The organism is Chromobacterium sp. HL1 (assembly GCF_057418835.1).
In genome coordinates, this window is record NZ_CP162399.1 from 2,779,832 (window position 1) to 2,795,735 (window position 15,904).

Annotated in this window: 16 protein-coding genes; 3 read left to right on the plus strand and 13 right to left on the minus strand. The window is 64.5% G+C overall.

Annotation, left to right across the window (positions count from 1 at the left end; genetic code table 11):
- The first annotated feature begins 126 nt into the window (after positions 1-126).
- From AB1Z25_RS12465 to AB1Z25_RS12475, 3 genes are all read left to right on the plus strand, one after another.
- Complete coding sequence (locus tag AB1Z25_RS12465) at positions 127-636, plus strand: winged helix DNA-binding protein (protein WP_081546777.1); 510 nt, start codon at positions 127-129, stop codon at positions 634-636.
- Between the two features lie 479 nt (positions 637-1,115).
- A complete protein-coding gene (locus AB1Z25_RS12470) occupies positions 1,116-3,539 on the plus strand; it encodes a putative bifunctional diguanylate cyclase/phosphodiesterase (protein ID WP_107799649.1) in 2,424 nt (807 codons plus the stop codon).
- Positions 3,540-3,635: 96 nt separating this feature from the next.
- Entirely contained in the window at positions 3,636-4,430 is a 795-nt protein-coding gene (locus tag AB1Z25_RS12475; RefSeq protein ID WP_227107878.1) for an iron-containing redox enzyme family protein, read from the plus strand.
- Between the two features lie 117 nt (positions 4,431-4,547).
- On the opposite strand, the gene gltX is transcribed toward AB1Z25_RS12475, so the two are convergent.
- From gltX to fliN, 13 genes are all read right to left on the minus strand, one after another.
- Positions 4,548-5,933: a glutamate--tRNA ligase gene (gene gltX / locus AB1Z25_RS12480; protein WP_253314441.1), complete on the minus strand. Its 1,386-nt coding sequence runs from the start codon at positions 5,931-5,933 to the stop codon at positions 4,548-4,550.
- A 120-nt stretch (positions 5,934-6,053) separates the two neighbouring features.
- A complete protein-coding gene (locus tag AB1Z25_RS12485; RefSeq protein WP_227107874.1) occupies positions 6,054-7,085 on the minus strand; it encodes a substrate-binding domain-containing protein in 1,032 nt (343 codons plus the stop codon).
- A 134-nt stretch (positions 7,086-7,219) separates the two neighbouring features.
- Complete coding sequence (rbsB, locus tag AB1Z25_RS12490) at positions 7,220-8,158, minus strand: ribose ABC transporter substrate-binding protein RbsB (RefSeq protein ID WP_107799653.1); 939 nt, start codon at positions 8,156-8,158, stop codon at positions 7,220-7,222.
- A 62-nt stretch (positions 8,159-8,220) separates the two neighbouring features.
- Positions 8,221-9,159: an ABC transporter permease gene (locus AB1Z25_RS12495; protein WP_019099980.1), complete on the minus strand. Its 939-nt coding sequence runs from the start codon at positions 9,157-9,159 to the stop codon at positions 8,221-8,223.
- 66 nt (positions 9,160-9,225) lie between these two features.
- On the minus strand, positions 9,226-10,719 hold the full coding sequence (locus tag AB1Z25_RS12500; protein ID WP_235088190.1) for a sugar ABC transporter ATP-binding protein: 1,494 nt from the start codon (positions 10,717-10,719) through the stop codon (positions 9,226-9,228).
- Between the two features lie 11 nt (positions 10,720-10,730).
- Positions 10,731-11,129, minus strand: a complete 399-nt coding sequence (rbsD, locus tag AB1Z25_RS12505) for a D-ribose pyranase (RefSeq protein WP_107799654.1) — start codon at positions 11,127-11,129, stop codon at positions 10,731-10,733.
- Positions 11,126-12,013, minus strand: a complete 888-nt coding sequence (locus AB1Z25_RS12510; protein ID WP_486635373.1) for a ribokinase — start codon at positions 12,011-12,013, stop codon at positions 11,126-11,128. The genes rbsD and AB1Z25_RS12510 overlap by 4 nt, the downstream gene beginning before the upstream one ends.
- Positions 12,014-12,310: 297 nt before the next feature.
- Positions 12,311-13,036: a YebC/PmpR family DNA-binding transcriptional regulator gene (locus AB1Z25_RS12515; RefSeq protein ID WP_107799656.1), complete on the minus strand. Its 726-nt coding sequence runs from the start codon at positions 13,034-13,036 to the stop codon at positions 12,311-12,313.
- A 97-nt stretch (positions 13,037-13,133) separates the two neighbouring features.
- Positions 13,134-13,910 (minus strand): flagellar biosynthetic protein FliR, encoded by a 777-nt coding sequence (fliR, locus tag AB1Z25_RS12520; RefSeq protein WP_107799657.1) that lies wholly within the window; start codon positions 13,908-13,910, stop codon positions 13,134-13,136.
- A complete protein-coding gene (fliQ, locus tag AB1Z25_RS12525; protein WP_019099986.1) occupies positions 13,910-14,179 on the minus strand; it encodes a flagellar biosynthesis protein FliQ in 270 nt (89 codons plus the stop codon). Before fliQ ends, fliR begins: the two co-directional genes overlap by 1 nt.
- Before the next feature lie 71 nt (positions 14,180-14,250).
- Positions 14,251-14,997, minus strand: a complete 747-nt coding sequence (fliP, locus tag AB1Z25_RS12530) for a flagellar type III secretion system pore protein FliP (protein WP_107799658.1) — start codon at positions 14,995-14,997, stop codon at positions 14,251-14,253.
- Positions 14,994-15,443 carry a flagellar biosynthetic protein FliO gene (gene fliO, locus AB1Z25_RS12535; protein WP_486635374.1) on the minus strand — a complete coding sequence of 150 codons (450 nt, stop codon included), beginning with the start codon at positions 15,441-15,443 and terminating at the stop codon, positions 14,994-14,996. The genes fliP and fliO overlap by 4 nt, the downstream gene beginning before the upstream one ends.
- 11 nt (positions 15,444-15,454) lie before the next feature.
- Positions 15,455-15,904, minus strand: coding sequence for a flagellar motor switch protein FliN (gene fliN, locus AB1Z25_RS12540; protein ID WP_048414031.1), 450 nt, complete (start codon positions 15,902-15,904; stop codon positions 15,455-15,457).

The following is a 15,904-nucleotide window of genomic DNA, read 5'->3' on the forward strand; positions in this document are numbered from 1 at the left end:
GCGGCGCTCGAATTTATTATTTTGCAGACAAAACATCTATAAATTATTTGTATTTATTGGCGATGTCCAGCACAAATGACGTTTTGCTATACTGGCCGGCCAGCCACCTCGTCGCCAGGCCCGTCCATGAACGCTCAACGCAATATCGTCTCCTCATCGCATCTGGTTTCGGAGCGTTGCGCCGAACTGTCCGAGTTCGAATTCGGGCTGATCGTGGCCAACAACGCCTTCAACCGCTGGATGATCCGCTGCATGGCGGCCGCGGGAGAAACCGATATGACCGCGATGGAGGTGTCGCTGCTGCATCACGTCAACCACCGCGGCCGCAGCAAGAAACTGGCGGACATCTGCTTCGTATTGAACATCGAAGACACGCACGTGGTGTCCTATGCGCTGAAGAAGCTGGTGAAGATGGGCTATGTCGGCAGCGAAAAGGTGGGCAAGGAGGCTTTGTTCGCCACCACCCAGGCCGGCGTGGAACTGTGCCAGCGCTACCGCGACGTCCGCGAGCAATGCCTGATCAACGCGCTGATAGACAACGGCGGCCAACAGGCCGATATCGGCGACAACGCCCAGTTGCTGCGCATGCTGGCCAGCTTGTACGACCAGGCCTCTCGCGACGCCGCCTCCATGTAAGAAGCGCTTCAAAGTCCGCGGCGCTTCAGCGATACGGCGTTGAAAACCCGTTCATGAGAGATCCGGCGCGGCGGCCGCGGACCAGCCCTCTTCCTCCTCTCGCGCCGCCGCTTCCCACCGGCGCGCGCACGCGCGCCGACCGCTCCCCGCCCCGCCTTGCGCGCGCCGGCCGCCGCCATGGTCAAGCCAATAGCAAGCCCATGGAAATTAGGCTATTCATTTATTATCAAACTTTCTCATCTAAAATAAACATTCGATATAGTTGTCAAAAACATTGAATAATTTCGAATGGGATGATAAAAACGCCATACACCGGCACATAGACCGGTGAACTTCCGCCCGTCGGCGGGCGCGCCGCGACGGGCAGGCTCCGGACTCAAGCGCGGCGCCGGCTCGCCGCTCGGGCCGGAGAGGTCGGCGGCGGCGCTTGATGGGGACCATTAGCCGCATAGTTACCATATTCATCAGCCGGAACCGCCATGAGGTCGAATACCGCCAACCGACAGTTGCTCTTTGTCGTGCTGCCCTTCCTGCTCATTGTCGTCATGCAGGTGGCGCTAAGCGCGTTCAGCCTCTACGTGGTGTCCACCGCCCGCGCCTACGTGGCGGGGGAAGGCCTGTGGTCTAAAGCGCAGAAGGACTCCATCTACCACCTGACCCGCTACGCTCAAACCGGCTCCGACCACGACTTCCAACGTTATCGGCTGGCCATCTCCATCCAATTGGGCGACCACCGGGCGCGGCTGGCGCTGGACCGCAAGCCGCCGGATCTGGACACCGCGCGCCAAGGCTTTCTGGACGGCGGCAACCACCCCGACGACATCGAAAACATCATCCGCGCCTATCTGTGGTTTCACCACGTCAGCTATCTGGCCGAGGCCATCCGCTATTGGAAAATCGGCGATTACTACCTGCAGGAAATTCAAACCATAGGCGAGCAACTGCGCCAAGGTTACGCCGACGGCTCCTTGAGCCAGGACGACAAGGCCGCCCTCACCTCGCAGATCGCCGAGATCAACGAAGCGGTCAAGGCGCCGGCCCAAGGCTTTTCCCGCGTGCTGGGCAACGCCTCGCGCGAGGTGAGCCAGGCGGTCTGGCGCGTCAATCTGCTGGTGGGCCTGCTGCTGGTGCTGCTGACCATTTTGCAGATCCGCCGGCTGATCCAGGCCTCGGACAATTACAAGGCCGCCTTGCAGGCGGAGCAGCAACGCGCCGAGATCACCCTGCAATCGATAGGCGACGCGGTGATCACCCTCAATATGCAAGGCGCGGTGATCTATCTGAACCACAGCGCCAAGCGCATGCTCAGCCACCTGGAGACGGAAAGCCTGGGCCTGCATTTCGACGAATTGCTCAGCCTGATCAAACAGGGGCAGGACAAGGACAGCACGCTGAGCTTCGCCGAGCTCTGCCGGCTGGACGAAAGCAGCCGCACCTATCCCAAGCTGAACATGCTGCGCCACAACGCGATTCCGCTGCAGGTCAGCCTGGTGGCCGCGCCGATACGCGACCGCCGCGGCGAGCAATACGGCATCGTGCTGGTGCTGCACGACAACACCGCGGAACAGCAATACATCAACGAGTTGTCCTGGCAGGCCAGCCACGACGCGCTGACCGGCTTGCTCAACCGCCGGGAGTTCGAAACCCGCGCCATCAAGGCGATCAAGCAGCTGGGCCAGGCCGAGGCGTCGCTGGCGCTGATGTTCATCGATCTGGACCAGTTCAAGCTGATCAACGACACCTACGGCCACGCCGCCGGCGATGAACTGCTGTGCCAGATCAGCCGTTCGGTGGCGCGGCGGCTGCGCGCCTCGGACACGCTGGCGCGGCTGGGCGGCGACGAGTTCGGCGTCTTGCTCGGCAACAGCTCGGTGGAATCCGCCATCGCCAAGGCCAATAATCTGCGCCAGGCCATCATGGAATGCAGCTTCCAGTGGGAAGGCAACCAATTTTCCATCAGCGCCAGCATCGGCCTGGTCTGCGTGTCCGACGCCGACACCTCGCTGGCCGAGGTGATGCGTTCGGCCGACATCGCCTGCTATATGGCCAAGGAAAAAGGCCGCAACCGCATCCAGCTCCACATCCCGCACAATTCCGAAGTGTCGGCGCGCTTTCACGAAATGGACTGGGTGCAAAGGCTGCGCCAGGCGCTGCGCGACGACAGCTTCACCCTCTACGCCCAGGACATCGTCCCGCTGGCCGCCCATCCGGAACGCGGCCGCTATGTCGAAGTGCTGCTGCGCCTCAACGCCGACGACGGCAGCCAGGTGCCCCCCGGCTTGTTCGTGCCGATCGCGGAGCGCTACGGCCTGATGACCGAAATCGACCGCATCGTGGTGGAAAAAGTGTTTCAGGAGCTGGCCTTGCTGCGCCGCGCCGGCAATCAGGACATCCGGCATTGCGCGATCAATCTGTCCGGCTCCACCTTGTGCGACGACGGCTTCCTCGCCTTCGTGCAGCAGCAGTTCCAGCGCAGCGGCGTGCCGCCGGAGCTGATCTGTTTCGAGATCACCGAAACCAACGCCATCGCCAATCTGGAAGCCGCGCAACGGCTGATCCACGAGCTGCGCCGGATCGGCTGTCTGTTCTCCTTGGACGATTTCGGCACCGGCATGTCCTCCTTCGCCTACCTGAAGCACTTGCCGGTGGACTTCCTGAAAATCGACGGCAGCTTTGTCCGCGAGATGGCGACGGACCCGATAGACCACGCCATGGTGGAAATGATCAACCACATCGGCCACGTCACCGGCAAGCGCACCATCGCCGAATTCGTCGACACGCCCGAGATCGTGGCCGAACTGCGCAAGCTGGGCGTGGACTACGCCCAGGGCTTCCACCTGAGCCGGCCGGAGCCCTTCGGCTTCCGCCACGCGCATGGAGACCGCCGAATGCGACAGCAATAGGCTACCGGCCTGGTCGTCAGGCCGGATCTGGGCGGCCGGGAGGCCGCCGCGTCTGGCCGGCTTGGCCCGGCTTTGCTTCTAAGGAAAGGGGACACCATGAGTAAAGAGATCGGTTTTGTCAGGAGCGGCCCGCTGATGGACCTCCACAGCTATCCGGAATGGACGCGGGAGCTGGTGCGCCATTGCGACGCCTTCAAACGCCAGGTGGTGGAACACGAGTTGTTCCGGCAAATGCGCGACGGCGTGCTGCCCGCCGCCATCCACCAGGCCTTTCTGCGCGGCGGCTGGCCGGTAATCGAACAGTTTCCGCAATACATGGCCAAAAACCTGCTGAAAGTGCGCTACGGCCAGCATCGCGGCCATGATATGGCGCGCCGCTACCTGATCCGCAACATCCGGGTGGAGCAGAACCACGCCGACCACTGGGTGCAATGGGCCGCGGCGTCCGGCGTGGACACGGACAGCCTGCTGCGCAACCCCCAGGCGCTGGAAACGCTGAGCCTCAGCCACTGGTGCCATCAGGTCTGCGAGCGCGAATCGCTGGAGGTGGCGATGGCGGCCACCAATTACGCCATCGAAGGCGCCACCGGAGAATGGTGCGCCGCCGTCTGCTCCAAGGAGGACTACGCCCGGCAGTTCCCCAAGGAAAAGCGCGCCAAGGCGATGAAATGGCTGGCGCTGCACGCGCATTACGACGACGAACACCCCTGGGAGGCGCTGGAAATCATCGTCACCCTGGTGGGCGAAAATCCAAGCGCGCAGCAAGTGGCCGAGTTGCGCCACGCCATCTGCCAAAGCCACCGCTACATGCGCCTGTTGCTGGATCATTATATGAGCCAGCCCGCGCCTGAGACTTGCGCGCGCGTCTGCGCCGAGCCGGCGCTGGCCTGAGGATCTATTCAAGGCCTGGCAAGAGGCGCGCGCCTGCGCCGCATGGGCGTGCCGCCTAAAACAAACCGCCCCGCAAGCCAACGCTTGCGGGGCGGTTTTTTAACGTCGACGGCCGGCTCAGCCGCGCAGGCGACGCAGCACTTCGTCCTTGCCGATCAAGGCCAGCACCGCGTCCACCGACGGCGTCTGGGTGGTGCCGCACACCAGCACGCGCAGCGGCATGCCCAACTGGCCCATCTTGATGCCCTCTTCCGCGCAGAAAGGCTTGAACAGCTCGTGGATGCCTTCCGCGGACCAGGCGTCCAGCGCCGCCAGCTTGTCGGCGAAACGGCCCATGCGCGCCACGCTGTCGCCGGACAGATGCTTGTCCACGTCGGCCGCGGCGGCCTCGCGCTTGCGATAGAAATAATCCACTTCCAGCGCCAGCGCGTTCAGGTCCTGCACCCGCTCCTTGACCAGGGCGATCACCTCCTCGATGGCGGGCCCGCCGGCCAGCTCGACGCCGGCGGCGGCCAGGCGCGGCGCGATCAGTCCGGCCAGGCGGCCGTTGTCCGCGCTCTTGATGTGCTGGGCGTTCAGCCACATGAATTTTTCATGGTTGAAGCGGCTGGCGGACGCGCTCACCGCTTCCAGGCTGAACCACTCGACGAACTGCTCCATGGAGAAGAACTCGTCGTCGCCGTGGCCCCAGCCCAGGCGCGCCAGGTAGTTGAGCAGCGCTTCCGGCAGAATGCCCTTGTCGGCGTAGTCCACCACGCTGACCGCGTCGCGGCGCTTGGACATTTTCTGGCCGTCCTCGTTGAGGATCATGGGCAGATGGCCGTACACCGGCAGCGGCGCGTTCAAGGCCTTCAGGATATTGATCTGGCGCGGGGTGTTGTTGACGTGGTCGTCGCCGCGGATCACATGGGTGATCTGCATGTCCCAATCGTCCACCACCACGCAGAAGTTATAGGTCGGGCTGCCGTCCGGACGGGCGATGATCAGATCGTCCAGTTCCTGGTTGGCGATCTCGATGCGGCCCTTGACCGCGTCGTCCCAGGCCACCACGCCGTCCAGCGGGGTCTTGAAGCGCACTACCGGGGTCACGTCCGCGGGGACGGCCGGCAAGGTTTTGCCGGCTTCCGGACGCCAGCGGCGGTCGTAACGCGGCTTCTCGCCGCGCGCTTCCTGCTCTGCGCGCATCGCTTCCAGCTCTTCCTTGCTGCAATAGCACAGGTAGGCGTGGCCGGAGTCCAGCAACTGCCGGATCACGTCCTTGTAACGGTCGAAGCGATGGGTCTGGTAGAACGGGCCTTCGTCGTAATCCAGGCCCACCCAGTGCATGCCGTCCAGAATCGCCTTCACCGACTCCGGCGTCGAGCGCTCCAGATCGGTGTCCTCGATGCGCAGCACGAACACGCCGTCGTTCTTGCGGGCGTAGGCCCAGGAAAACAGCGCGGTGCGCACGCCGCCGATATGCAGATAACCGGTGGGACTGGGAGCGAAACGGGTACGGATCATGGTGACTCAGGCTCGAAAATCGTGAAACGGCTATTGTACGCCGGCTGGCGAAGCGGCAGCAAACCCCAGGGTCTGTTGAGCTTTGTTTTTCCGCCGGGGAAAAACATAGTTCAACAGACCCTAATCCGGCCAGCGCCGGTGCAGGCTGGCCGGCACCAGGGCCTCCGGCTCGGTCAGCGTCTGCCCTTCCAGCAGAGCCAGGGCCAGGTCCAGGCTGCGCGCCGCCATTTCGCGGCTGTCCTGCACGATGGCGTCGACGCGCAGCGGCAGGCAGTCCAGCAAGGAGTGATCGTCGAAGGTCAGCAGGCGCAGCGGCGCGTTGGCCAGGCCACAATGCTGATTGAGAAAGGCCAGCGCGCCCTCCAGCAGCGACACCGAGGCGGTGAACAAAGCCTGAGGCAGGCGTTGATGCTGTTGCCGCCATTGCTGCATCAGTTCGAAACCGGAACGGCGCAGGTAATCGCGATGGCACACCCAGCCCGGCCCTTCCTCAACGCCGTGAAGCGCCAAGGCCTGACGATACCCTTGCAGACGGTCGCGGCTGGGCGACAGCTCGGGCTGGCCGCCGAAGAACACCACTTCGGACACGCCCTGCTCCAGCGCGTCGCCCACCAGGCGCTCCACGCTGGCGCAGCCGTCGGTCACCACCGACGGGATGCCGCTGCCGTCCACCCGGCGGTCGACGAAGACCAGCGGCAGCCGCCGCACCCATTTCTGGTAGGACTTGGCCTCGTGCGTGCACGGCACCACGATCATCGCGTCCACCTGCCGCGCCGCCAGATGCGCCATCACCTCGGCCTCGCGTCGCGGATCTTCGTCGCTGGTCACCAGCAGCATCTGGTAATCGCGCTGGCGGCACAGTTCCTCCATCGCCTGGGCCAAGGCCGCGTGGGCGGAGTTGGTCAGGTCGGGAATCACCAGCCCCACCGAGTTGCTGCGCCGCGAGCGCAAGGAGCGCGCCGACTGCGACGGGTTGAAATGCTGCTCGCGCGCCACCTTCTCCACCCGCTCCACCGTGGCCCGGGAAATGCGGTAGCGCTCGGCATGGCCGTTGAGCACCATGCTGGCGGTGGTGCGCGACACGCCGGCCAGTTCGGCGATGTCGTCTATGGTCAAACGCTTGTAGCCGCTCATCGACAGCCTATTCCTCATGCGGCGGCGCCATGCCGCCGCGGACTCGATTGCAAAACAGCCCCGGCCTGCGCAAGCGCGGGACGGGGCCGCCGATTGCCGGCCACCTTACCTCAAGCCGGCCCTCATCGCCAGAGCGAGACCGGTCTTCAGGCTTACTGCTTGACCAGGTTCAAGGGCACCGGGATGAATTTCTCCACCTGCTGGCCGTCGATCAGCTTCTTGGCGGTCTGCACGCCGTACTGGCCGATCAGCTCCGGCTGTTGCTGCACGGTGGCGGCCAGGCCGCCGGCCTTGACCGAGGCCACCGCGTCGGCGGTGGCGTCGAAGCCCACCACCGCGACGTTCTTCAGGCCGGCGGCCTGGATCGCCTTCAAGGCGCCCAGCGCCATTTCATCGTTGTGGGCGAACACGCCCTGCACGTCCTTATTGCCCTGCAGGATGTTTTCCATCACCGACAAGCCCTTGGCGCGGTCGAAATCGGCCGGCTGCTTGGCCACGATCTTGACGTCGGCCTTGCCGTCCGCCACCGCGTGGAAGCCCTGACCGCGCTCGCGGGCGGCGGAGGAGCCGGGGATGCCTTCCAGTTCCACCAGCCGGCCCTTGCCGCCCAGCTTCTGCAGCAGGAAGTCGGCCGCCATCTTGCCGCCGGCCACATTGTCGGAGGCGATATGGGCGCTGACTTCGGCGCCGTTGACGCTGCGATCCAGCGACACCACCTTGATGCCCTTGCTCACCGCTTCCTTCACCACATTGGCGACGGCGGAGGAGTCGGTGGGATTGATCAGGATCACGCTCACCTTCTTCTGGATCAGATCCTCCACGCTGGCCTGCTGCTTGGCGGAATCGTCCTGCGCGTCCACAGTGATCAGGCGCACGCCCTCCTTGGCCGCCTCGTCTTCCGCGCCCTTGCGCAGCGAGACGAAGAACGGATTGTTCAGCGTGGACACCGCCAGGCCCACCACCGGCTGGCCGGCGGCCGCGGCTGGGGCGCTGGCGCCGGACGAGGCGCCGTCGGCCGGACCCTGCTTGGTGCAGGCGATCAGACTGGCCGCGATGACACTGAAAACCAAAGGCTTGATTAAGCGTTGCATATCGGAACTCCCCTTGTGTAATGGTCGCTTGCGCTGCGAGCCCGCCGACGGCGGGCCTGCTCTCACTTCTTGCCGCTGCGGTCCAACAGCACCGCCAGCAGAATCACCACGCCCTTGATCACCTGCTGATAGAAGGACGATACGCCCAGCAGATTAAGGCCGTTGTTCAATACCCCGATCAGCAAGGCGCCGATCAGCGTGCCCACGATCCAGCCGCGTCCGCCGGTCAGGCTGGTGCCGCCCAGCACCACCGCGGCGATGGCGTCCAGCTCGTAGCCGGCGCCGGCGGTGGGCTGCGCCGAATTCAGCCGCGAGGTCAGCACCGCGCCGGCCATCGCCGACAGCGCGCCGGACAAGGTGTAGACCCAGATCTTGACCCGGTCCACCTTGACGCCGGACAGCCGCGCGGATTCCTCGTTGCCGCCGGTGGCGTAGACATGGCGGCCGAAAACGGTTTTCTTCAGCATGAACCAGAAGCCGGCGAACATCAGCAACATCCACACCACCGGCACCGGCACCACGCCGGCCACATAGCCGCCGCCCAGCATGGAGAACATATCGCTGCCGAAGCCGGTGATCGGGCTGCCGTTGGACGCCACCAGCGACAGGCCGCGCAGAATGGTCATCGACGCCAGCGTGGCGATGAAGGGCGCCACCTTGCCCTTGCTGATCACCAGACCGTTGCAGCAGCCCATCAGCGCGCCGGACAGAATGCCCAACAGCGTGGCCAGCAGCGGATCGACGCCGGCTTGCAGCAGCATCGCGGTCAGCACCGACGACAAGGCCAGGATGGAACCCACGGACAGATCGATGCCGCCCAGCAGGATGACCAGGGTCATGCCGAAGGCGATCAAGGCGTTGATGGAGACCTGGCGCATCACATTGAGCAGATTGCCCATGGTCAGGAAGTCGGCGCTCATCACCGACAAGCCGGCGCAGATCGCCAGCAGGGCGATGAAAGGCCCGAGTTTTTGCAGCGTTGCTTTTTGTTGCGGGGTCATCTTGCTTACCGTTTCCCTTGCTTGCGCCCGATGGGCGCGACCTGAATATTCAATGCGCGGCGACGCTCAGTCCGCCGTCGCGCCGGCCGCCGCGGCCATGATGTCTTCCTGCGTCGCCGCGCCGGCCTCGAACAGCCCGGCCCGGCGCCCCTCGTGTATCACCAGGATGCGGTCGCTCATCGCCATCACTTCCGGCAATTCGGACGACACCATGACGATGGCCGCGCCGGCGGCGGCCAGTTGATTGATGATGTGGTAAATCTCGGCCTTGCCGCCCACGTCGACGCCGCGCGTCGGCTCGTCCAGCAACAGCAGCTTGGGCGGCTCCGCCAGCCACTTGGCGAACACCACTTTTTGCTGATTGCCGCCGGACAAGGATTTGACGTCCAGTTCCGCGTCGCGGGTGCGGATGCGCAATTGCTCGATCAGCCGTCGCGCCTCCTCGTTCTCGGAACGGCGGTTCACCACCCCCAGCCGCGCGTGGCGGCGCAGATGCACCAGGGTGGCGTTCTCCCGCACCGACATGCCCAGCACCAGGCCCTGGCTCTTGCGGTCTTCGGTCACGTAGGCGATGCCGGCGGCGATGGCGTCGCCGGGCCGGCGGATGTCCAGCTCCGCGCCGTCCAGCCTCACCCGCCCCTGCCGACGCGGCCGGACGCCGAACAAGACATTGAGAATCTCGCTGCGGCCCGCCCCCATCAAACCGGCCACGCCCAGCACCTCGCCGGCGCGGACCTCGAAGCCGATGTCCCGGATGCGGCCATCGTCGGCCAGCCCTTCCACTTCCAGGCGCACCGCGCCGGGCGCAGACGCGCGCTTGGGAAAACGGTCGCCGATCTCGCGGCCCACCATCAGCCTCACCACCTCGTCGAAATCAGTGGCGGCAATCTGACGCTCGCCGACGAAGCAGCCGTCGCGCAGCACGCTGATCTTGTCGCAGACGCGGAAGATTTCCTCCATCCGGTGCGACACATAAACAATCGCCACGCCGCGCCGCTTGAGCTGCTCCATGAAGACGAACAAGGCTTCGATCTCGCGCTCGGTCAAAGCCGCGGTCGGCTCGTCCATGATCAGCACCTTGGCGTTCAAGGACATGGCCTTGGCGATTTCCACCATCTGCTGCTGGCCGATGGACAGCTTGCCGGCCTCTGCTTCCGGGTCGATCTGGCCGGCGCCCAGCTGCTGCAAAATCTGGCTGGCCTCGCGCCGCATGCCGGCGCGCCGGATCACGCCGAAGCGGCTATGCTCGCGTTCGCGTCCCAGAAACAGGTTTTCCATCACCGACAGCTGCGGAATCAAATTCAGTTCCTGATGGATGATGGCGATGCCCTGGGCTTCGGCCTCGGTGGTGGAGCGTATCGTCGCCGGCCGGTCGTTGAGCAGGATCTCTCCGGCGTCGGCCTGATGGACGCCGGACAGAATCTTCATCAAGGTGGATTTGCCGGCGCCGTTCTCGCCCATCAAGGCATGCACTTCGCCGCCCGTCACGGTGAAATCCACCGCCTCCAGCACCTTGACCGGGCCAAAGGCCTTGCTGATGCCGCGCATGCTTACCTTCATCGCCCGTCCCTTCAAAAGATCACGCCGGAATACAGGATCACATTGGCGTACGGCGTGCATTCGCCGGTGCGGATCACCGCCTTGGCCTCGCGGCAGCGGCGCTTGAACTCCTCGTGCGGCGCGTATTCCACCGCCACGCCGTGCGCGGCCATATCGTTGGCCAGCACTTCCACCGCCGGGCTGTGCTGCAGGCATTCGGAGGCGAACAAGGCCCGCTCCGCCTTGAAGTCCGCCAGGATGGAGTCCAACACGCTGGGAAACTCCGGCACGCCCAGGCGCAGGCTCAGGTCTATGCATTCGACGCCGGGCGGAATCGGCAGGCCGCAATCGGCGATCACCAGACTATCGGTGTGGCCCATGCCGGCCAATACCCGCGCGATGTCGCGGTTCAGATGTCCCAGCCGCTTCATGCCTGTTCCTTCAGCATCTGTTGCAGCGCGGCCAGCGACGGCATGCCGCTCTGCGCGCCGGATCGCGTCACCGACAGCGCAGCCGCGGCGCAGGCCAAGGCCATCGCCGCCTCCAGGCCCTGCGGCCAGAACGCGGCCAAGGCGCCGTTGAAGGTGTCGCCGGCGCCGGTGGTGTCCACCGCGGACACCACAAAGCCGGCTTGATGATGCAGGCTGCCGTCGGCGCGGCAGAAATAAGCGCCGTCCTTGCCGCGCGTCATCGCCACCCGTCCCGGCAGTTTGCGCATCAGCGTTTGCCAATCGCCCTGCTCGTCCAGCGCCTGCGCCAGCTCGTGTTCGTTCGGCGTCAACAAGGCGGTCCGTTCCAGCAGGCTGGACGGCAAGGGGCGGGCCGGCGCCGGATTCAGCAAAAAGGGCTTGCCGTGGCGTTGCGCCAGCTCGGCCGCGCGCTCCACCGTGGCCAGCGGCACCTCCATCTGCGCCAGCACCACGTCGGCGTCGCGGAAGGCTTGTTCGTCCTGATCCAGATGCTCCGGCAGCAACTGATGGTTGGCGCCGGGCACCACCACGATGGCGTTGTCGCCTTCGGCCAGGGTAATCGTCGCCAGCCCGGTGGCCACATCCGCCTCGCGCAAGCGGCCGATGTCCACGCCCTCGGCCCGCAAGGTCTCCTTGAGCTGGGAGCCGAACATATCGCGGCCCACGCAACCCAACAAGCTCACCTGCGCGCCCAGCCGCGCGGCGGCCACCGCCTGATTGGCGCCCTTGCCGCCCGGATAGGACGCAAAGCGCTTGCCAAACAAGGTTTCACCCAGCCGTGGATAGCGTTCCGCTTCCACCACCAGATCCATATTGACACTGCCCACCACCAGGACCCGGGTCATAGTTTCCTCATCGTGATCAAACGACGCCGCGGCTAGCCCGGCGGCGCCAATTGCTAAAACGTAATCAGCTGACGCTTTATAGCAGAGCCGCCCACGCGCCGGAAGCGATAAACTCAATCTGTTCAGCAAATGCAACAGTCCGCGCCAAGCCCTTCGGCGGCGCTTGACGCCGGGCGAGCTTCAATGTAGCGGCAAAACTACAGACGGGCCGCGCAGCCCGGACGCAAAAAAAGCTCCCCTGGGGGAGCTTTCTTTTTCCTGCCGCCGCGGGGCCTGTGGCCTACCCGCGTCCGCGTCTTACTCGTCCAGCACCGCGGAGGTGTAGACGTCCTGGACATCGTCCAGGTCTTCCAGCGCGTCCAGCAGCTTCTGCATGCGCGCGGCGTCGTCGCCGGACAGTTCGGTCTCGTTCTGCGGCTTCATCGTCACTTCGCCCATCTCCGCCTTGAAGCCCTTGGCTTCCAGCGCGTCCTTGACGTCGGAGAACTCGTACGGACCGGTGATCACTTCGATGGAGCCGTCGTCATTGGCGACCACGTCCTCCGCCCCGCTTTCCAGCGCGGCCTCCATCAAGGCGTCCTCGTCCACGCCCGGCGCGAACACCAGATAGCCGCAATGGCTGAACTGGAAGGACACGCAGCCGTCGGTGCCCATATTGCCGCCGTACTTGGAGAAAGCGTGGCGCACGTCGGCCACGGTGCGGGTCTTATTGTCGGTCAGACAGTCCACCATCACCGCCGCGCCGCCGATGCCGTAGCCCTCGTAGCGGCATTCCACGTAATCGACGCCGTCCAGCTGGCCGGTGCCGCGCTTGATCGCGTTCTCGATATTGTCCTTGGGCATGGACTCGGCCTTGGCCTTGTCCACCGCCAGGCGCAGGCGCGGGTTCATATTGGTGTCCCCGCCGCCCATCTTGGCCGCAACGGTGATTTCCTTGATCAAGCGGGTAAAGATCTTGCCACGTTTGGCATCCTGACGACCTTTGCGGTGCTGGATGTTAGCCCATTTACTGTGACCTGCCATAGTTGCCTCTGTCTGTTGTCCGGTCCACTGCGGACCTTTCAGTCAAAATTGGCGCTTATTTTAGCAGAACTTGAATCTGGACAGGAATGGCGGCCGCCTACTTGGCCTTGAGCATGGCCAGCATCATCTCGAAACCGGCCTGGTACATCTGCTCCAGCACCGGCACCATCATCGGCAAAGTCAGATAGATGCTGATGAAACCTATCATCAGAGTCAGCGGAAAACCGAAAGTGAAGATGTTGAACTGCGGCGCGGCGCGGGTCATCACCCCGATCGCCAGGTTGGTGATCAGCAGCGCCGCGATCACCGGCATGGCCAGCCAGACGCCCCACTCGATCAGATGGCCGCCCCACAGGGCCAGCGCCTTGATGCCCTGGTCCGGCATGCTCATGCCTATCGGCAGCACCCGATAGCTTTCCACCAGGGTGGACAGCACCACCTGGTGGCCGTCGAAGGCCAGAAACAATAGAAAGGTGAACAGGGTCAGCAGCTGCGACACCACCGGCACCTGGGCCGAGTGCATCGGGTCGAAGAACATGGCGAAACCCAGACCGGTTTGCGAACCCATGATGAAGCCGGCCACTTCCACCGCGGAAATCACGATGCGCATGACGAAGCCCATCGCCAGGCCGATCAACAACTGCTGCAACAGGATGGCGATGCCCTCAGCCGACACCAGCGGCACCGCGGGCAGCGGCGGCAGCAAGGGCGCCAGCATCACGGTGAGGATCAGCGCGAAGCCGGCCTTGAAACGGCGCGGCACGCCGCGATAGGCGAACACCGGCTCCACCAGCAGCAGGCCGACGATGCGCGCGAACGGCCAGACGAACATGGCCACCAGCGCGTTGATCTGCGCGTCGGAAATGCTCAGCATCAGCCGATCACGTGCGGAATGCTCTGGAACAGCCGCGTGGTGTACTCGATCAGCGTGTTCAACATCCACGGCCCGGCCAGCACCAGCACCAGGAACATCGCCAGCAGCTTGGGAATGAAGGTCAGCGTCATCTCGTTGATCTGAGTCGCCGCCTGCAGCACGCTGACCAGCAGGCCCACCAGCAGCGACACCAGCAACACCGGCGCCGCGACGATGATCAGGATGTACAGCGCGTTCTGCACGATATTGATGATCAGCTCCGGACTCATGCCGCCCGCTCCTCGCCTAAAACGCCGGGCCCAACCCGGCGACGTTTCCAGTCACAAGCCATCATGCCGCCTCAGCCAGTATAGAAGCTCTGCACCAGCGAGCCCATCAGCAAGGTCCAGCCGTCCACCAGCACGAACAGCATCAGCTTGAACGGCAGCGAGATGGTCACCGGCGACACCATCATCATGCCCATGGCCATCAGGATGCTGGCCACCACCAGATCGATTATCAGGAAGGGAATGAACACCATGAAGCCGATCTGAAACGCGGTTTTCAGCTCGCTGATCACATAGGCCGGCACCAGGGTCTTCATCGACACGTCGGCCTTGGTTTGCGGCTTTTCCGATTGGGAAATCTCGATGAAGAAGGCCAGATCCTTCTCCCGGGTCTGGCGCAGCATGAAGGCCTTCATCGGCTTGCTGGCCTCGTCCACCGCCTGTTGCAGCGTGATCTTGTCGTCGGAGAACGGCACCCAGGCCTTGGCGTAGACCTGATCGAAGGTCGGCCCCATCACGAACAGGGTCAGAAACAGCGACAAGCCGACGATCACCTGGTTAGGCGGCGACTGCATGGTGCCCATCGCCTGGCGCAGCAAGGACATCACGATGATGATGCGGGTAAAGGCCGTCATCATCAGCATCATCGCCGGGATGAAGGTCAGCCCGGTCATGAACAGCAACATCTGCAGGCTGAGGGAGTAATTCTGCCCGCCGCCGGCCGCCGGCGTGCTGCTCATCATTGGCAGGCCGCCGGCCGCGTCCGCGATCAAGGGCGTCGCCAGCAAGGCCAAGGCGCCGTATCGGAGACAGCGCTTCATTGCGGCCCCGCCTTGTCCTTGCGGTTCTTGTCCATCGCCGCCTTCAACCAGCGCGCAAACGGCTCCGCCGCCGGCGCGACCTCGGTTTCCGCGCCTTCCGGCCGCGGCAGCTTGCTCAGCAGATTGACTTGCTGCGGCGTCACGCCCAGCACCAGCCACTCGCCCTCCAGCTCCACGATCACCACGCGCTCCTTGGGCCCCACCATGGTGCCGCTCACCACCTTCAGGCGGTTGGACGCGCCCAGCATGCCGCCGGACAGCCGTTTGAACAGCCAGGCCATGCCGACGATGGCGCCCAGCACCACTGCCAGGCCAAACAAGACCTGCAGCAAACTCATGAACGGCGACGGCGCGGCCGCCGGCGGCGCGACGGTGGCCGCGGCGGCCAGACTGGACGCCGCCAAATAAAAAGCGCCCTGCACTGCACGGCGCGTCATCGCAAACATGGCTGACCTCGTCATTTTTGCAGGCGGCGAATGCGCTCCGCGGGCGTGATGATATCGGTCAGCCGGATGCCGAACTTGTCGTTGACCACCACCACCTCGCCCTGGGCGATCAGGCAGCCGTTGACCAGCACGTCCATCGGCTCGCCCGCCATGCCGTCCAGCTCCACCACCGAGCCCTGCGCCAATTGCAGCAGGTTGCGGATGGCGATCTTGGTGCGGCCCAGTTCCACGGTCAATTGCACCGGGATGTCCAGAATCATGTCCAGATTCTGCGGCACGCCGGCGCCGGACGTGCTCGCGCCCAGTTCCTGGAACAGGTTCTGCGCCGGCACCGCCTCGGGAGCGGCGTCCACCACTTCCTGCTCGGCCATCGCGGCCGCCCAGTCGTCCATCGATATCTCTTCCTCGCCGCCGGCCCCGCCGGCAGCGGCTGCCGCGGCGGCGGCCGCTTCGGCCTCCAT

Bases quoted from the DNA above. Each gene is read 5' to 3' on its own strand.
- fliQ (WP_019099986.1), bottom strand. From the start codon at position 14,179: ATGAGTCCGGAGCTGATCATCAATATCGTGCAGAACGCGCTGTACATC.
- AB1Z25_RS12515 (WP_107799656.1), bottom strand. From the start codon at position 13,036: ATGGCAGGTCACAGTAAATGGGCTAACATCCAGCACCGCAAAGGTCGT.
- AB1Z25_RS12485 (WP_227107874.1), bottom strand. From the start codon at position 7,085: ATGAGGAATAGGCTGTCGATGAGCGGCTACAAGCGTTTGACCATAGAC.
- AB1Z25_RS12465 (WP_081546777.1), top strand. From the start codon at position 127: ATGAACGCTCAACGCAATATCGTCTCCTCATCGCATCTGGTTTCGGAG.
- fliR (WP_107799657.1), bottom strand. From the start codon at position 13,910: ATGCTGAGCATTTCCGACGCGCAGATCAACGCGCTGGTGGCCATGTTC.
- fliP (WP_107799658.1), bottom strand. From the start codon at position 14,997: ATGAAGCGCTGTCTCCGATACGGCGCCTTGGCCTTGCTGGCGACGCCC.
- rbsB (WP_107799653.1), bottom strand. From the start codon at position 8,158: ATGCAACGCTTAATCAAGCCTTTGGTTTTCAGTGTCATCGCGGCCAGT.
- fliO (WP_486635374.1), bottom strand. From the start codon at position 15,443: ATGTTTGCGATGACGCGCCGTGCAGTGCAGGGCGCTTTTTATTTGGCG.
- AB1Z25_RS12470 (WP_107799649.1), top strand. From the start codon at position 1,116: ATGAGGTCGAATACCGCCAACCGACAGTTGCTCTTTGTCGTGCTGCCC.
- AB1Z25_RS12510 (WP_486635373.1), bottom strand. From the start codon at position 12,013: ATGACCCGGGTCCTGGTGGTGGGCAGTGTCAATATGGATCTGGTGGTG.
- rbsD (WP_107799654.1), bottom strand. From the start codon at position 11,129: ATGAAGCGGCTGGGACATCTGAACCGCGACATCGCGCGGGTATTGGCC.
- AB1Z25_RS12495 (WP_019099980.1), bottom strand. From the start codon at position 9,159: ATGACCCCGCAACAAAAAGCAACGCTGCAAAAACTCGGGCCTTTCATC.
- AB1Z25_RS12500 (WP_235088190.1), bottom strand. From the start codon at position 10,719: ATGAAGGTAAGCATGCGCGGCATCAGCAAGGCCTTTGGCCCGGTCAAG.
- fliN (WP_048414031.1), bottom strand. From the start codon at position 15,904: ATGGAGGCCGAAGCGGCCGCCGCCGCGGCAGCCGCTGCCGGCGGGGCC.
- gltX (WP_253314441.1), bottom strand. From the start codon at position 5,933: ATGATCCGTACCCGTTTCGCTCCCAGTCCCACCGGTTATCTGCATATC.
- AB1Z25_RS12475 (WP_227107878.1), top strand. From the start codon at position 3,636: ATGAGTAAAGAGATCGGTTTTGTCAGGAGCGGCCCGCTGATGGACCTC.